General features: G+C 35.2%; 15 protein-coding genes, 5 pseudogenes and 1 riboswitch. Of the genes and pseudogenes, 16 read left to right on the top strand and 4 right to left on the bottom strand.

What is annotated here, in order from left to right; translation table 11 throughout:
- Positions 1–23: 23 nt before the first annotated feature.
- Positions 24–115, top strand: a riboswitch (SAM riboswitch).
- A gap of 123 nt (positions 116–238) precedes the next feature.
- The gene (locus tag AAHT65_RS17465) at positions 239–1,240 is read left to right on the top strand and encodes a 2-hydroxyacid dehydrogenase (RefSeq protein WP_088117363.1); all 1,002 of its coding nucleotides are present in this window, start codon (positions 239–241) and stop codon (positions 1,238–1,240) included.
- Between the two features lie 202 nt (positions 1,241–1,442).
- On the opposite strand, the gene AAHT65_RS17460 is transcribed toward AAHT65_RS17465, so the two are convergent.
- Both AAHT65_RS17460 and AAHT65_RS17455 read right to left on the bottom strand, forming a co-directional pair.
- Positions 1,443–2,582, bottom strand: a complete 1,140-nt coding sequence (locus AAHT65_RS17460; protein WP_088117362.1) for a tyrosine-type recombinase/integrase — start codon at positions 2,580–2,582, stop codon at positions 1,443–1,445.
- Positions 2,563–3,177: a helix-turn-helix domain-containing protein gene (locus AAHT65_RS17455; protein ID WP_088117361.1), complete on the bottom strand. Its 615-nt coding sequence runs from the start codon at positions 3,175–3,177 to the stop codon at positions 2,563–2,565. Before AAHT65_RS17455 ends, AAHT65_RS17460 begins: the two co-directional genes overlap by 20 nt.
- A gap of 191 nt (positions 3,178–3,368) precedes the next feature.
- Between AAHT65_RS17455 and AAHT65_RS17450 the strand changes: the two genes are divergently transcribed.
- The 9 genes and pseudogenes from AAHT65_RS17450 (at position 3,369) to AAHT65_RS17410 (ending at position 10,324) form a co-directional block, all read left to right on the top strand.
- Entirely contained in the window at positions 3,369–3,584 is a 216-nt protein-coding gene (locus tag AAHT65_RS17450) for a helix-turn-helix domain-containing protein (protein ID WP_268536900.1), read from the top strand.
- 131 nt (positions 3,585–3,715) lie between these two features.
- Positions 3,716–3,952: a hypothetical protein gene (locus AAHT65_RS17445; RefSeq protein ID WP_311187118.1), complete on the top strand. Its 237-nt coding sequence runs from the start codon at positions 3,716–3,718 to the stop codon at positions 3,950–3,952.
- A 273-nt stretch (positions 3,953–4,225) separates the two neighbouring features.
- Positions 4,226–4,426, top strand: coding sequence for a hypothetical protein (locus tag AAHT65_RS17440; protein WP_311187117.1), 201 nt, complete (start codon positions 4,226–4,228; stop codon positions 4,424–4,426).
- A gap of 37 nt (positions 4,427–4,463) precedes the next feature.
- Positions 4,464–5,465 (top strand): hypothetical protein, encoded by a 1,002-nt coding sequence (locus AAHT65_RS17435; protein WP_343310592.1) that lies wholly within the window; start codon positions 4,464–4,466, stop codon positions 5,463–5,465.
- 447 nt (positions 5,466–5,912) lie between these two features.
- Positions 5,913–6,128, top strand: a complete 216-nt coding sequence (locus AAHT65_RS17430; RefSeq protein WP_343310591.1) for a hypothetical protein — start codon at positions 5,913–5,915, stop codon at positions 6,126–6,128.
- A 1,741-nt stretch (positions 6,129–7,869) separates the two neighbouring features.
- On the top strand, positions 7,870–8,106 hold the full coding sequence (locus tag AAHT65_RS17425; RefSeq protein WP_311187114.1) for a hypothetical protein: 237 nt from the start codon (positions 7,870–7,872) through the stop codon (positions 8,104–8,106).
- A gap of 173 nt (positions 8,107–8,279) precedes the next feature.
- A complete protein-coding gene (locus AAHT65_RS17420; RefSeq protein ID WP_343310590.1) occupies positions 8,280–8,759 on the top strand; it encodes a hypothetical protein in 480 nt (159 codons plus the stop codon).
- A gap of 694 nt (positions 8,760–9,453) precedes the next feature.
- Positions 9,454–9,713 (top strand): annotated as a pseudogene (locus tag AAHT65_RS17415) (hypothetical protein).
- A gap of 77 nt (positions 9,714–9,790) precedes the next feature.
- The gene (locus AAHT65_RS17410; protein WP_343310589.1) at positions 9,791–10,324 is read left to right on the top strand and encodes an SMI1/KNR4 family protein; all 534 of its coding nucleotides are present in this window, start codon (positions 9,791–9,793) and stop codon (positions 10,322–10,324) included.
- 104 nt (positions 10,325–10,428) lie between these two features.
- Here AAHT65_RS17410 and AAHT65_RS17405 read toward each other — a convergent pair.
- Positions 10,429–10,740: pseudogene (locus AAHT65_RS17405) on the bottom strand (T7SS effector LXG polymorphic toxin); the annotation flags it as partial.
- A gap of 253 nt (positions 10,741–10,993) precedes the next feature.
- Here AAHT65_RS17405 and AAHT65_RS17400 point away from each other — a divergent pair.
- From AAHT65_RS17400 to AAHT65_RS17375, 6 genes and pseudogenes are all read left to right on the top strand, one after another.
- Positions 10,994–12,295, top strand: a complete 1,302-nt coding sequence (locus tag AAHT65_RS17400) for a Kelch repeat-containing protein (protein WP_343310588.1) — start codon at positions 10,994–10,996, stop codon at positions 12,293–12,295.
- A 1,187-nt stretch (positions 12,296–13,482) separates the two neighbouring features.
- Positions 13,483–13,566: pseudogene (locus AAHT65_RS17395) on the top strand (phage holin family protein); the annotation flags it as partial.
- Positions 13,562–13,717, top strand: a pseudogene (locus tag AAHT65_RS17390) (hypothetical protein); the annotation flags it as partial. The pseudogenes AAHT65_RS17395 and AAHT65_RS17390, both read left to right, overlap by 5 nt.
- 183 nt (positions 13,718–13,900) lie before the next feature.
- Entirely contained in the window at positions 13,901–15,700 is a 1,800-nt protein-coding gene (locus AAHT65_RS17385) for a ribonuclease YeeF family protein (protein ID WP_343310587.1), read from the top strand.
- 14 nt (positions 15,701–15,714) lie between these two features.
- Positions 15,715–16,173, top strand: coding sequence for an SMI1/KNR4 family protein (locus AAHT65_RS17380; RefSeq protein ID WP_277713477.1), 459 nt, complete (start codon positions 15,715–15,717; stop codon positions 16,171–16,173).
- 37 nt (positions 16,174–16,210) lie between these two features.
- A pseudogene (locus tag AAHT65_RS17375) lies at positions 16,211–16,509 on the top strand (SMI1/KNR4 family protein); the annotation flags it as partial.
- Positions 16,510–16,578: 69 nt separating this feature from the next.
- Here the strand turns inward: AAHT65_RS17375 and AAHT65_RS17370 are convergent.
- Entirely contained in the window at positions 16,579–17,187 is a 609-nt protein-coding gene (locus AAHT65_RS17370; RefSeq protein ID WP_343310586.1) for a tail fiber domain-containing protein, read from the bottom strand.
- Positions 17,188–17,337 lie beyond the last annotated feature (150 nt).

The raw sequence follows: 17,337 nt of genomic DNA, 5'->3' as shown, positions 1-17,337 counted from the left end.
AGCTGAAAATTTCATATTTTAATTTTCTATCAAGAGAGGTGGAGGGACTGGCCCCATGAAACCTCGGCAACATTATTGTGCCAATTCCAGCAAGCGTAAGCTTGAAAGATAGGAAAGTAAGGTTTATACATGTTTTTTTGCTTTAGCAGAAAATACATATACATGAATCTCTTTCCGTCTGCGGAAGGAGATTTTTTTTTATTCAAAAATACTACAACATGAAAAGGAGTTTTGCAGCATGACGGTATTAATTACAGCGCCATACAACGAACATGGCCGAAAGGAACTCGAAGGACTCTTCGGCGCCGTTGTATATCAATCTTGGAAAGGCCGGGGAAGGGCTTACCAGGAAGACGAATTAATTCAGCTGATCAAGGACACGGATGCGACTGGATTGATTGCTGAGCTCGATCAAGTAACAGAACATGTATTACACTCCTCACCGGAGCTTGCGTTTGTAGGCGTGTGCAGAGGAATGCCGTCAAATGTTGATATCAAAGCAGCCACCAAAAGAGGCATCCCGGTCTTTTATACCCCGGCCCGCAATGCCCAAGCAGTGGCGGAAATGTTTATTGGCAATGTCATTACATTTCTCCGCCACACAATGCCGTCTAATCAGTGGTTAAAAGATGGAAAATGGAACCGTGATTATTTACAGGCCTATGTTCAATTTAAAGGCAATGAGATCACCGGAAAAACGGTCGGCATGGTCGGTTTCGGGGCAGTAGGACAGAGAATCGCCAAGCTTTTAACTGCATTTGATTGCAAGGTGAAATATTATGACCCGTTTGTGACCCACGACAAACCGCAATATGAAAAAGTCGCGCTTGAGAACATCTTTTCAGATAGCGATATTGTGTCTGTGCATTTGCCGCGTACAGAGGAAACCGCCGGACTCATCAGCAAAACCTATTTTGATCTTATGAAAAAGGACGCGGTATTTGTGAATACATCAAGAGCCGTAGTGGTAAACAGAGAAGACCTCTTGGCTGTATTAAAACAAAATAAAATCAGGGGAGCCATTTTAGACGTTTTCTACAATGAACCGCCGGAATCTTCTGATTATGAGCTGATTTCTTTGCCTAATGTATTGGCGACACCACATTTAGCGGGCGCTACCTACGAAGTGGAAGATCATCACGTCGCTATCATGAACGGGGCCCTCAAAAAGTGGAAAACGGAGCAGACGCTCGCGATTCCGACGTTATATAACAAAAAAGAGCTGGAAACAGGCGTATAAAGGAGGAGCTTGCGACATGACATACGAAAAAGGCTATCTCGTATTTGATATCGGAACAGGAAATTCTTAAATGGGGTGTTTTCAGGGTTTCCTAAGTGTTGCTAAGTTTGCTTGAAACCCTGATATAAAGCCTTTTTAATACCTTTAAGTCTTTTAAGTGTTATTTAGATTTTTTGGTTTTACTCATTTTTTGTTACTTTTTTTAGCTGAATGTTTTATCTAATAAATCAACAACTTCAGCTTGCATATGGGGCAATACGTGTGCGTAAACATTGAGGGTGACGTTAATGCTGCTATGTCCCAAACGCTCAGAGATAACTTTAATTGGTATTCGCTTTTCAAATAATAGTGTAGCATGTGTATGTCGTAAATCATGAAATCTAATTGGCGGAAGATTTGCTTCATTAGATATTTGTTTATACGTTCTTCGTACATTCGGAGGAGCCAATGGTGTTCCATACTTTGTACAGAAAACCAGGTCGTAATCAGGATAACCTTCTCCAAATCTGCGTTTTTCCTCTAAAACTCTTTCTTTTAACACACTTAACGCTTCCATTGTTGTTTTATCTATATTAATTGTTCGTCTGCTTGATCGTGTTTTAGCACCTTGCATAATTGTTTTTCCATCACTTGAAAGAGTTTGATGTATTGTTACTGTGTTTAGATCAAAACGAATGTCTTTCCACCTCAGCCCTAATATTTCACCACGTCTCATTCCAGTCATAAGAGCTAAACGAAATAAAGTAAATAGCCTATCATTTTTAGTGGCATCTAAAAATATTTCAATTTGTTCTTGAGTCCATACACTAAATTCTTTTTCTTCAACTTTTGGTAATTCAACTTTTTTAGCGGCATTGTTATCAATGAGTCCATCATCAATTGCTTTCTCTAAAGTTGCCTTAACTAAGACGATGGTTTTTCTAATCGTTTTTGCTGAGAAGTCATCATAAGACATGTCTAAAACTAATTTCTCAATATCTGTTTTTGCTATCTCATTTAGTTTCAACCCACCTAACGCAGGTAAAACATAATTTCTAAAGTATGAATCATAAGAGGAAAGTGTCTGATCTTCTTTCTTTTTAGACTTCAACCATTTTTCGTTTAACCATTTTTTAACATAATCCTTATAAAGTTGTTTTGAAGGGGAGACGTAAGTACCTTTCTGAACTTTACTAAGTAGCTCTGTTAAAGCTTCTTGAGCTTCACGCTGCGTTTTAAAACCACTTTTCTTCTTTTGTTTCCGTTTTCCATTAGCATCTTTACCTATGTCGGCCATGTAATAGTAACGAAGTTCACCTTTTGTGGTTGTGTAAGGGAATATATTAGTTTTCTTCTTCGCCATCGAATTCTACCCCAGCATCTTTGAATACTTTTTTCATTTCATTCATCAACATATCTGTTTGTTGCACTTTCAATGTGTATTTCTCAATAAGCGTATTAGTGGCTTCAACTGTGATCTCAGATATAGCTCCAATAGTCTCTTCAGCTAGTTTAGCGTCGTTTAAAATTATTTTTTTTAGGGCATCCGAAATCATGTCTAGTCCTTTTAATAAACGCATTCTCTGTCCAATATTTACAGGTGTTATATCTTCATAATCTTCAGGGAATAGATTTTCATGCATTTCAATAAAAATTGGATCTAATTCAGAATGATTTTCGGCTAATTTTTCATTGGTTTTTTTGCTAGGTGCGCTGTGTTTATAGTAATCAACAACGAATTTAGCTTGCTCCTCACTGAGATCAAGATTAGTCAAAATATCAACAACTGCTTCGTCTTTTAAGTTTTTAATACGACCGTTTTCAACTTGACTTATGTAAGCATCACCTTTATTTAAAGTTCTAGAAAGATGAATAGCTTTTGCACCTACTTCATTTCTTCTTATCTTAATGAAAGTTCGTAAAGAATTGGTCTGATTCAAAATAGCCTCTAAATTCATGATAACAGCTCCTTTGCTACAAAATAATATCATACTTATCATGATAAGGGAATTTCATTTATGAAATTCAGCTCAACGGATAACTATATGATAAATTATCATACTTTTATAAAAACTTATTGTGAGTTTATGATAAATATGATAAAATGTAATCAAGAAATACAAAATAACATTAATAAGGAGTTGAGCAGATGCAAGAACAACTAAACAAAAACGTACTGGAGGTTAAAGATATTCAGGAGATACTTAAGATTGGTAGGAATGCAGCTTATAAATTAGTCAATCGGAATTATCCGGAAGCAAAGGATTTCAAAGTATTCAAGTTTGGTGAACGTGGTTATAGAATACCAGAATCATCATTTTTAAAATGGATGAACGGAATTAATGATGAACAAATTGCTCAATAGTTTCATAGCTTCATAAACACATAACAGCAATACCGCAGTACATAAGCTTTACATATCCATTAGGAGGGCTATAATCATAGCTCCCTCCCTTATTAAATTTAAGAATAAAAATAAAGTTAGTGGAGGGTTAATTGACTGCTAGAAGAAGTGTTCGGATTGATTTAGTGAAATCAGCTAATGACTTTGAGCGAATCAGTGAAGAAAGACTTGCTTATTACAGCTCAAAGCACAATGCAATACTTAGTACAAATGGTTACACAGCTGAAATTATTCGCCCGCAGCCATATGATTCGGTGGTTGTTGGGATGCCTTACATATTGCATGATGGTGTTTGCAAGAAGGTCACATATCGAAAATCATCAGAATAATTAAAAAATAACATAAGAATTATGCTTAAGAACCTGGATAAATTCTCATCTAACGGTTTTCATCTAATGACAATTACAGAGTGTTTTGACACGGGATAATCAAATTATCTTCCACATATTGTCCTGAAGTCTATGTAGATATTAATGGGGAATGCGGAGAACAACTCTGGTGTAAGTTTGAAGTTAATGAAAATAGAGCGGCGATTGTTACAGCTATTGAGAAAAATAAGCCATCAGAATACTTGAATTTAATTTAAATGGAGGCAAGAGATTATGAGCGCAATTGATTATTTAGAAATGCTAGAGTCCGCAGAATACGAGGAATTTTTGTCTAAACTTTATGATGACGATATTACTGAATCTGAAATGAAGAGACTTACAGAATTAAACTCAAAGCCGCATGTCAATCAAGATGACTCGTCCTTAACGGATGAGTTCTTGCTTTTAAAAGGAGGGAACGCTTATAAAAATTGAGGCTTTAACATCAGGAAAAACGTTCAAAAATTATAAGGTGCTTTGCGGTGAACTTGGATTAGAAATAAAACGTTCGGGAGATAGCCGTAAAGCGCAGTTTAGAGAGCTTGAACGATATTGTACATACAGTAAGATTGGTCATTCCATCATTATAGATAAAGTGTATGACCAGCCATTAGAAAAAACGAAACGTAAAGGGAATAACACTGTTTATAGTGAACTGATACAGATCCTTATACTGGATATGCTTGCTCAGAAGAAAAACGGCAATATGTCTATAAGTAAAGGGATGTTAATAAAATCAGTAAGCCTAGTTAATCACAATTATAAATATTGCTTTGAAAAAAGAAAGTCTCTAGCTAAATACGCAAACACTGATGCCGAAATTGTTAAAGATTTTTACGACAGCAGCAACAATAGCTTCAAAAAGGCTATTGAACAGGCGTTAAACAAGTTGGTTGAGAAGAGACTAATCATGTATTACGTTATTACAAAGGTTTGTGAAAAGGGAAAATTCAGACCACGTAAAGCATCCTCAGCAGAGAAGAAAATGATTATGACGTGTGAGAAACAGGTGCTTGATGAGCTGGGTTATAAAGAAATAAGTCATGTGCGAGTGTCAAAGCATTGGAGTGAATTTAAACGGAGATCGCAAGCGCTAATAAAGGAATGTAGCAATCTCCAATATTACTTTGCGGCTTATGACATTACTGCAAATAATAAATACATTGAAAATGAGTGTAAGGAGCTCATAGGTTTCCTACTAAAAGAAATTGAACGCATCAACTATAAGGAAAAACTGAATCAAACAGCTTGTTCAAAATTATTGAAAAATGCTGAGGGAAGACACAAAAAGTCGTATTCAATCTTTAGAGAAAACAATTATAGAATCAGTGAAAATTACATTCATGATTTCAAGAAGTTAATTGACCTCCTAATTAATGAGGATGCTGAGAGTATAAGCAATCAAATTGAACAGATGGAAGCCCAGGATGATCTAACCTATGATATTGAACATTCTTTGCCAAGTGGGCTATAAAAAATAACGGTTTAAACTTCCTATATTGTAAACCAATACAATAGGAACATTAAACCGTCAAATTTTTTTAGTTTAAGTCATACATAGAAGAAAAAGTGTGAATACACCAGTCTGAAGGGGGTTTGGGGGATGGTTGGCTGAAAGTTTAATAATTTGTAGCGTAGCGGAGGATTATTAAACCTAAAGCATCCCCCAAGTATGTTTTAATCATTGAAATTTAGGAAGAGCCTAGATGTCCAAAGTAAACTTTGTACATCTTCTCATAATGATTAACAAGTTAATCATTCTTCGGAATAAACAATTGGAGGATTACTTATTGAAAAATGAAAATTTGACTAAATCAGTGTTCGTTTACTCTTTAGATTCATCTGCTTTTTATAAAAATAAAGAAGAAAAATTAAATCAGGGTTTGCTTTAACTTCGCCTCTATAAAAAGTTAGCGAAAAGGTGGTCAAACTAAATGACTCAAAAGGCACTGACAATCAATTAGATCTAACTGGTAAACTCCTTGAAGAAGAAAAAGGTTTTAAGGAGTTGGAACAATTATTAATTACATATATCAAGGGGAAAGGTGAAAAAGAGCCTAAGCTTCGAACAATATTGATAAGCTTATGGCCTGCAAATACAACAAAGCAAAAATCAATTTTTTTGAAAAATTGTTAATTGATGTAATTAAAGAAAATAGAACAAAATTGCTTGAGGAGCATTAAAGTTTAAAGGGACAGGAACCCTAAAAGGTGATTCGCTAAAAAAAGATGGTGAAGTTAAATCTCAAAAGGTTATTTATTATTTGATTCACTCCTAATTAGAACACTTGGATTGGAATACAATCAGCTTACAGAAGAGATTATGATAGTCGAATCATTTTATCATAACGTTTTTAGAAGCTTGGTTCAGAATGGATATTATTTTAATAATGAAAAATACGTTTATTATGCTTAATCAGCCGGACAAATTCGACAAAAGAAAGGCGTATTCATCAAAGAGAGAACGTACCTGAAGAAGAAAAATACTTTAATGTGTGGGCTTAGTGAGGAGATAATCAACTAATGGTGGGATGAGCATTAGCAAATGCCTTGCTTTACCAAATAGCACCAGCACACCATGGAAAGGTTTTAACATAGATGAATGTATAGTTGTAAATGTCTTTGAAACAGATGTACCCACTAAGGTTGATTAAATAAATGATGAGACGTACGAAATCAGAAGGGAGTACAAGTCCATTCCAATAAATCATACAGATGGATGTGGCATGATTCTTCCTGAGCTGTCAGAGAATGCTTTCATGTTTAGAGCACCTTTTATGAAGGGAATGCTAGTTCCTTTTCCTTTTGAAAATTCTGCTTTAATAATGGTCAGTCTAGAATTAAAGAATGGGACATTTATTTAAGATGGAATTAAAATCATCCTGACAAAGAGTCAATTTAAACTCTGGAAGTATTATCACTCTAAATTCAAAATGTATAGATGTGAGGCAGCGAAGTTAAATGAAGAAGAGGATGAGTTTAAAGACAGTGAGCTCAATTATCAGATGCTGCAGACACTAACTGATATTACTGATGAGGGATTAGATAAGCTTACGGAAAAAACAGTGAAGAGGATTCAAACTCTATACAAGAACAAGGTTTTAACTTTTATTTCACTTCTCAACTCGATATCCCTCATCCTGACCGTCAGCCTAAATACGTATGTCAGCAATATTTAGTGCGATTTAATTAGATCAAAAAATGCACTTTGCAGAGCTTAAAACTGTAGGAGGGATTTCTAAGGAAATAAATATTTCAGATTGGTTAGATTTAAGGCTCAACATGTGGAAAAGCTTTCATTTCAGAAGTTGTCTAAGCGTAGACGAACTAAAGACTTTGCTTTTCTTTATGATCTACATTTCAATAAGAAAATGAGCCTGAAGGAAATTAGTCGAGCTTACAATTATTCACCACCATATATTCGTCAAGTTTTTAAGGATCGGGGAATTCAACATTTAACGTTTAAAAATCAGCATAAAAGGTGAGGAGTAAATAGGTGTTACTGAAACAGCAAGTATGTTGGATAATTACAGTCGAGTCACTCGTTTATGAAAAATCGTATTAATTCTTAAATTAAATCAGACCCCGTCTTTAATAGACGGGGTATTTTTTTGTCCATTTCCCGAAGTGCCTAGGCAACTTATAGTGACGGATAAAAATGCGCGACATTTATTCGACGTGCATATTATCTATTGAGCATATGAGAGAGGGAGGGATCATTGACTATGAAGGAACATTAGGATAAAACAGTGTTCTTTCAAAACTCTGTTAAAATATCGCAACTAACTATTTATAATGCTTGAGAGGAAAATTTCAACCTGTCAAACCTGCAATTATCCTTAAACAAAATCTAAAAAAATTATTAGGAGGAAATAATAATGGGTCAAACAAAAAACGTAATTTCACTACTGATCTCTAACTATTTTGGAGCAATCGTACCGATACTAATTGCCATGTTCCCAAAATTATTCCCAGCAATCGGAACATTCTTGCTTAGCCTGAACATTTATGTATGGGTAATAATCCTTCTACTGCTCATTATTGCTGGGCAACAAATTTTTATTTTTGTGATTAGAAAGAAATTAAGTTTTATATACATAGTTATTAGGAGCTGATCTATATAAAATTCCCATTTTATTTAAACCTGAAAGCAGCTTGAATACATCTCAAATATAAAGTATCCTATATAAGTATCATAGGGGTTTAACAGCCACTATAACGCCAGAGAGCTCCCTCACATAGCTTTCTGGCTTTTTGTTTCGCTTTAAATTGTTAGGAGGACAACACTGTGCGGAAAGCTTTAAGACAGCTATTCAAAAAACAGAAAGATCAAAGTCAAATCGATGAAAGTTATTTACAGATTCCAGAAAAGGATATTAATCTAGAATTAAAACAAAAGGTATTTACGTTGGAAGGTTTAGGGGAAGTAATAGCAGAAGAACTGCAAAATAAGTATACTGATGCTTTTGAAATTCAGGGCAAACAAAAACTAAGCATTAAAATTTGTAGAGACATAGATGGTGACATATTGAGCGATTTAACAGCTGAGAGATGCTTGGAAAAAGAATACCGTTCCCAAATAACAATTAATTATGGAACTGTGATAGACTGCGATGAAGATTTGGACGGTTTTACAATTGATTTATGGTATTACTACGGTGGTTATAAAGGAACCGGTTGTGGAACATTATTTGATTTGAATAACAATGATTTAGAAAAAGAAATTGAAGAAGCGTTAACTTTTTTACTCAAACAGTACGAAAAATAAAAAAGAAAGCCACAAAGGGCTTTCAGTTATCGTTCATGCGAAGCTATCGTACTAAGCGATAGGTACTACGGCTACTGGATGCGTATACTATACAAAAACAATCACTTTTGAATTGTGTAAAGTTTTATATTGTTGTTAGCACCATCCACAATAATAGCAACAATGTAAAAAACTACCCCCACTGTCTAAGCATCTTCTCATACAAGGATCATTCCAAGGATTCCTTGGTCTAGGGTTGACAAATTGATTTCCACTCATAAGTCCAGGATAAAAATATGATTGTGGCCTCACATAAGGGTTTACATCGCAATCACTTCTACATTCATAGGAATTACCTCCCGACCATTCGCATTCCGCCACACATTGTTCATAAGTAAAATGTTGACGATCCATAAACGTCACTCCTTATTTCAATTTTATTTTTCTTGATATCGTATGCGGATGTATACTAGCTAGATAATTGTCCATGTATAATCGGGTAATTTTCATAAAAAAGTAGCATTTACTAAAGATCTGTACTGTTAAATAGGGGATGGACGGACTCCGCTATAGGAGGGAGATGTTTTTTTGACTATTGTCTAATGTCTACAAAATATGCATCTAGGGGCAGAACCCTCGGAGTGATATCAATTAATGTTAACTTACTTCTCTCCCACTAAACCTACAGTAATTACTGAGTAAGGGGAATGTGTTTATGCTTGGAATCAAAGTTGAAAAATCAAATAAAAATTTAATAATCAATTGGCAACTATCCAAAATTGAAATTCCAATCAAAGAAATCAATGATGAGTTCCTTGATCCAAACTATGGGGGAGAGGAAAAAGTGCAGTAAGGATAGGGTTTCCTTATGGCTCCACGGATAGAGTAGTGAATAAAACAGCAAATAACACTTATATTTTGTTCATCACGGATACTGCATCAATTATGAAAAAATCATTTCTTAATAATCATTGATGTCTTATTAGTTGTGCTTCCCTTGTAACGGCATAACATGGTAAAATCTAGATAATTGTTGATAGGGGGATAGGGACATGGAAGAAGGTAAACTTATTCACTTGACGCTTGCTGGTATTAAAGAAGCTATTTCTAAATACGGTACTTTTCCAATGATTCAACCAGGTGGTTACGTGTTAGAAGATGCCACATTTCAATTTAATGAACCCGCAACAGAAGAAGAAATTAGAAAATTAGAATCTCATTTCAATGTAAGTTTACCGAATGACTATAAGGAGTTCCTAGCTCTACATAATGGAATGGAGTTTCTTGATGGAATTGAAATACTTAGTATTGAAGATGTGGTGAAATACAATGAAACAGAAGACCTTCCAGAAAAGTGTCTTTTGATTGGCTATCATTTTGATGGACGCTATGTTATAGACTCAAATAGGTACGAAAACGGGGACTTAGATTACTTATTTTACTTAGATTCAATTGATCATTTTGATGAAGCAGAAGATTTAAAATCGAATTTTGAAATTTGGTTTGATCGGCTCTTAAGCTCAAACGGTAATAAATATTGGGAACTTGAAAGAGATGTTAAAGCTTACTATAAGAACATAAATTAAAGATGCACCCATAGACTTTTTAGTTTCACAGGTTAATCAATGAAGGGCAGTCAGATTTGGCTGTCTTTTTCTGTTATTCAAATAGATGATTGTGGTAAAATTTACATAGAGTAGGCTAGGAAGGAGAATGATATGAAGGCATCTGATAAGCTGGCGTCTTCCAAGATATCAGGAATACTCGTTAAAAAAGATATTTTCATCTCAATTAGATCAATCCACTGGTCAGCAATGCCGGCCTGATCTTCATAAAATGATTTGATGTTATTGGCGCCTTTTCCGGAAAATTCACTGTCATCTTAATCAGCTACGGCTTTAAATGCCTTCTTAAGATTGACCATCTGATTTCTTAATTCTTTGTATTCTTTTGCACGGTTATCAGTTTCGGAGAGCAAGGTTTTAGCTTCAAATACTTTCATGATCATACCCTTTCTTGAAAACTTCCTTCAACAAGATATTACCATGGGAAAATAAAGAAATAAGATACAGAGTGATTTAAAAGCGAAAAATAATCAATTTGATCTGTGCTACTTTTACTATCCTTAATTGAGATAGACATGCTGTATAAAGGTTCCGACGGAATTGGTTTTCTCCTGAAAGATAAGCATCTAATATTAATAACACAAAAAAAGTGACGATATAAATGATGTAAAATATTTAGGAGGGCTAATTTTGAAAAAAAATATTATCTTGTTTTTATTAATTTTTGGTTTTTCACTGATAGCGGGTTATATACCGGTACATGCTGGACAAACATCAACTGAAGCAAACAAAGAATGGACACTGCAAGCAAGTTTGCCTCAAGATCGAACCTCTGCTGCCACTGCTGTAGTGGATGGAAAAATATATGTATTAGGTGGTACCTATAAAGGAAAAACTACGGACACAAATTATATGTATGATCCAAATAATAATACATGGATACAAAAAAAGAGTATGCCTATAGCCGTATCTTCGACTTCAGTAGCTGTAGTTGGGAAGAAAATATATGTTATTGGCGGTGTTTCTTGGGATACAGCTTCCTCTTATAGAAAAACTGTTTTAATATATGACACCCAAAATGATTCTTGGGATAAAGGATCAGAAATACCTGTTGAAAAAAAAATAGTATTTTCTACTGCTTCTGTAGTAGATAAAAAAATCTATGTAATGGGTGGAAGTTATGAAAGTTTATCTACGAATTATTGCTACGATACAGAGACTGACACGTGGACAAAGAAAAAAAATATACCAGTACCTTCAGCAGGAGCAACATCACAAACAATAGATGGGAAAATCTATTTAATAGGTGGTGGTGACACAAGTATTGTATCAAAACATAAAAAAAACAATACTATCTATGAATATGACCCTAATGAAGATACATGGTTAAAGAAACAGGATTTAATTACCGGTGCTCAATTCCAAACATCGACTGTCTTGAATGGGAAAATTTTTATTATGGGTGGCCAAACTGCAGATGACAGACCAAGTTCAAAAGTCCAGGTGTATAACCCTAAGGATAACTCAATATCGGATTTTAAAGCTTTCAAATATGCTAGATTAGCAGCTGGAGCAGCTACGGTAGGAAACAATCTGTATATTATTGGTGGACAATCAAACACGGGAGCCATTTCTAATCAGCAGTATGGATTATATCATTTTGTTGAGATGTATTCTGTGGAACAAAATTCTGAAGATTCATCTGGAGGCGGTGAAACCCCAACTACACCAGAAGAACCAACAGAAGAACAGGACGGCAACAGAGCAATTTTAGTCGTAACAATGTCAACTGGTCTTGAAAAAGAGTTCGATTTATCAATGGAAGAGGTTAATGATTTCATTAATTGGTATGATCAAAAAGCGGCAGGTACAGGTCCAGATAGGTATGAAATTGACAAGCATGATAACAATATTGGACCATTTAAAAACAGAAAAGATCACGTTATTTTTAAGAATATACTTACTTTTGAAGTGAATGAGTATACTAAATAAAAATCAAAATCAATAATTTAAGACCTCGCTTTAAAAAGGAAGGATACCCAAACCATTCTTGAACTAATTAATAGTAGCCATCATAAAAACGAATGGGCAGGATTAGAAAAATAATCTTGCCCATATTTTGCCCATTTGAATAATTATTAGTTGAAAATGTGATAAAACATTTAAATTTTAAGCTTTCAATTGTATTTAACACCCACAAACATAATATATTTGATGATTATTTATTCGAAGAATTCAATGTTTAACACGTACTATGATATTGAGATATTGAGTAGATTGTAATCCATAGTTAAGATGATTTCTAAAACACTTATATCAGGTCGCTAAGTTTATGACCAAAATCAAGACCAAAATTTGACCAAAAATATAACTAATCATACACACTGTATTACAAATTTAAACGAATGAATACACTAAAACACCTGATAAATAAGGGGTTTCATTGCTATAGATTATCTATCTTATCTAAAGAATCATGTTCCGCACGCAAGTCCACCCTTGGGAGCGCGAACAGTATATGTCTCAATATTAATCTTTCAATCCCTGGGCCTATTGGTGTCAGGGGATTTTTGTATTTGTTTGAATTCTAATAATTTTGTATAAATCTTGTATCACCCACAAAAAATCAATAAAAAATTACTTCATAACTGTGGAGATTTAATCCTTGAAATAAGACAAATAAAAATTATCAAAATATATGGAAGAAGCGTCTTTCCCTTATCAAGATGAATTCGGATACGGAAACAAATGTGCTGAGGAATGAAGCCAAACGAGAGGAACATTCTGAGCCTGGATAGCAGCTAGCCTGAGGCGTCCATATCGGGAGAATAGTAATATCTTGTTTCATTGATCGGTCTTACTATACTTGGCTTCCTCTCAATTAAAATTAAGCAATTATCGTAATGAGGTTATATAGCGCAATTGCAGCAGGCAATTAATGATCTGAAAGGGGAGAGTTAAATGTCTTTTTAAATGCTATACGCCCGATGACATAAAAATGTATGTTGATATCCCGATGGATTACGATAGACAATAAAAAGAAGTAGCAGGAATGGATTACCCGACTCCCAGCGACCCCCTCTTCTCTGGGGAAACTGCGAACCTGTTGGGGCTGAATAAAGAAGGATAAACGCTTAATAGGCGTTTTTATTTTTGCCTCTAGGAGGTGATAACAAGAAATGGAGGAAACGACTGTGTTGATTAATTTTGAAACGTTAGATTTAGCGAGAGTTTGCCTGTTTGGAGGTGTGAAACGTTGGGACAAAAGAGAAGTCGTCAAGCACTGAATCCATAGCTAATCCCACGCAGGAACAACTGGCTTCGATGGAGAAGATTTCATCTGCGGTAGTATCTTTATCTCAATTGGCGGAAGAACTTCAAACAATTATCAATAGTTTTAAAAATATTAATTAGGTTTTATTCGTACCCCATCCTTGACGATGGGGTATTTAATTTTGTATTGGAACTTGTTGAGACAAGTCTTGTTTAAATCTAAAGAACTATGTGGACTATAATAGGATTTTATCACTTTTCATTTAATTGCGAAAACTATCTGTGTTAAAATTTACATGTATTCTAAATGGAAAGGAGAATGATATGAAGGTTTTTGAAGCTGAATCTTTACTCTCTGAAGCGGATAAAAGAGCTAAAGAGTATAAGGAACTTAGGTCACAAATGGTTAAGCTCAGAAAAGCATTTAAAGCTGCAGCTGACCTAGATGACAGCGAGTTTTCAGGTAAGGGTGCAGACAACATCAAAGCATTTTATCATGATCATGTCGGTGTTACAGACCAATGGATTGATCTAATTGATATGAAGATAGCATTCTTAAGCAGCGTTTCTGCAAAACTTGAAGATGCTAAGATGTCAGATGCATACATAGAAGAGTCATTTTTAGAACATGAGTTAGTGAATGCATACAACAAATCAAAATCCATTATGTCTGAACAGAAAAAAGCGATGAAGGACATATTAAACGACATTAATGACATACTCCCCCTTGAAATATTCTCAACAGAAGACTTCAAAGATAAGCTTTCTTCCGCAGAAGACAAACGTGAAAAAACTGTTGATACGCTTAGCAATCTTGATGAATCATTGAAAACAGAGTACGCCGAGACTGAGCCAAACGAACAATTCATTCAGCAAGACTTTAAAAAGCTGCAGGGATCAACAGGCAAAGGGAAAAATGCTACTCCGATTCACTATAACGCCAAAGCGTACAGAGAAAGTGACATACATAAGAAAAAAGGCGATATCGAGAAGCATTCTGAAGCTTATTTAAGTGTGAAAAAAGAAGAAGCAAAAGAACGTGAAATTAAAGAATTGAAAAAGAAACTTAATGATGGTGTATCTGATCCGGATGAGTATTTAGAGATTGCCAAGAAAGTAGGCTACGAGAATCTGGAGCCAACTCAATTGCAGCTTGCTGTGCAAATTGAACAAGCAAAGCAGCTAGAAGGAGCAGGAGAAATCACCTGGGATATCGTAAAAGGTGTAGGAGTTGGTTTATATGATGTTGGAAAAGACACTGTAACCGGCATATGGGACTTCATCACCGACCCCGGAGAAACATTATCAGCACTGGGTAATGCAGTTATTCATCCAGTCAAAACATACGATGCAGTCTCAGCAGCAATAGAAGAGTCATATCAAAAAGACATGGTGAATGGGGATGCTTACTCTAGGTCAAGATGGGTGACCTATGCCGTTGGTTCAGTGGCGACAGCAATTGTTGGAACCAAAGGTGCAGGAGCCATAAACAAAGCAGATGCAGCGGGCAAGGTAATAAACAAGGCGGGGCAAGCAGGAAAGAAAATTAAGGACGTTAATATTCCAGATTTACTTCCGTATAACCCTAAGTATAAGCTTGCTCTAGCAGATAACGTACCATACAATGTGGTTGATAGCCAAAACCTTAAGAATGAACTTTTGACTAGTGCGAAGAAATTAGATGAGAGCAGAAAGCCATTTACTGGAGAGAAAATAAATGTTCCTTGGTTAAATAAAGAAAAATATGAAGCCTATGAAATAGGTGGTAAAGTAAAAGCTAAAGGTGAAATTAGAGATGTAAGTCGAAGAGTATATACAATGAAAGATATTGATATCAATCAAAAAAATCGAAAAGGTCTCACAAATCTTCAGCTTATGAAAAATGGAAATGCGCCATTTGCCAAAGATGGTACACAAATAAATTTACATCACTTAATTCAAGAAGAGCCTGGTACTATGCTCGAGATACCTGAAAGCTGGCATAATAAGTACAGTGATGTTTTACATGGATTAAAAGGGAATGGCCAGAGTTTTAGAAATGATCCAGTACTTGATAAACAATATAAAAGCTTCAGAAGAAGATATTGGAGATGGAGAGCTCAGCAATTTGAGAACCAAGAATAAGAGGTGAAAGTTTAATGGATTATTCGAAAATAAAAACTTTTTTTGATGAAAATAAAGAAAATTCAATTCTCACTGGAGGAGTCACTGAAGAACAGATTAGGGAAATAGAAGAGGCTCTTACTGTAACCCTTCCAGACAGCTATAAATGGTTTTTAACTGAGTATGGTTCAGGGGGAGCATACGGTACTATGATACTCGGATATGACTCTCACGGTGCTGAAGTTGTCGAACAGACCAATGAATATAAAAAGTATTATAACCTTTCCTATGGTCTTGTAGTGATCGAATATGTAGATGAATTTTCTTATTGTCTTGACACTAACAAGATGAAAAATGGTGAATGCCCTGTTATTCTTTGGGATAACCAAGAGGGATATGGTAAACAAGTTGGTAGCACATTCCTAGAGTTTTTAATAGAGGAACTTGAAGAATCGAAAGACGACTGGATCGACGATGAAGACTGGGACGATTAAAACTGTAAAGAAGGTCTTTAACTCGTTTTCCATACAAATGGGGGAGTATAATGAGAGCTTCAATAATATCAAACAAAAGTTGAAAGAGTTTTCAATTAATGTAAAAACAGATCCCAGCATTAATACAAACGAAAAACTCAAAGAAATTGAAATGAATATAGGCAAACAATTACCTTGTGATTATAAGGACTTTTTGAAGGAATATGGCGGCTGTGATTTAGAAAGTAAAAAAACAACAGATGAAGTTGAATATGACGTTTGCTATAAACCTTTAGAGAAAGACCCTTGGATGGAGGAAAACGACGAGACACAGTGTTAGAGGGTTTTTATGGTTTAACATGTTGATTTTTCATCAAAAGAAAAAGGACTCTTTTTTTGGTCCTTTTGATTAATCCTTCATTCAGTTTATCTCTTGGACTCAAGGGCGGAAAGGCGTTCCTCGAGGCTAGCTAATTTCGCATATAACTCATCATTTTCAACCTTAAGTTTTTTGTTTAAACCTTGAATAGCAGCCAATGCTACACCGTGTAAATCGATGCTTGAAATTCGAGTATCATTATCTCCATTTAATCCGAAGGCGGCTTGGAAATCTTGAGCAGTCGGGCCAATGTGACGCTCATTGGTCGATTCCTCCTTGAAGTTCCAAGATTGGATTGGCATGCTTGCTAATTTATCAAGAATCTCAATCGAGTTGACGCTAGAGAAATTCTCCTTTGCGTTTTTGTCACATCTGACCTTGAACTCGAGTGCAAAGACGCGACCTGTCACCATGGCGTCACGTCCCACCCAGAGATTACCTTTAATTTCGGCGGCACCTCTTGCAATTATGCCACCTGCTGTCTCGTAGTTATGTTTTGACCAAATTGAACCATCACTGTAAACCAGGAAGGTGAGGTTGTTGACTCCAGCACCGTAGCCTTCGATAAGACGTGCTGTTCCCGCTGCATGATTATAGACAGTTAAAGCTGGAACAAGTGACTGATTAGACTCAAGGTATTCAGGGGGGCCTGCCATTTGAATTCCTCCTCTTTTAAATTGTTATTTTAACCATTCAAAAATTGATTTCGTTGCCAATATATTTTGAAAATTGTATTTGAAGAACAAAAAGTCAAAAATTAAATACATTAATTTCAACAAAATGACTCAACGAGTCGCTATTTTTAT

Source organism: Bacillus atrophaeus, from assembly GCF_039519175.1.
GTDB lineage: Bacteria > Bacillota > Bacilli > Bacillales > Bacillaceae > Bacillus > Bacillus atrophaeus.
Note: the sequence above shows the minus strand (reverse complement) of the source record. Positions and strands in the feature narration are given on the sequence as shown.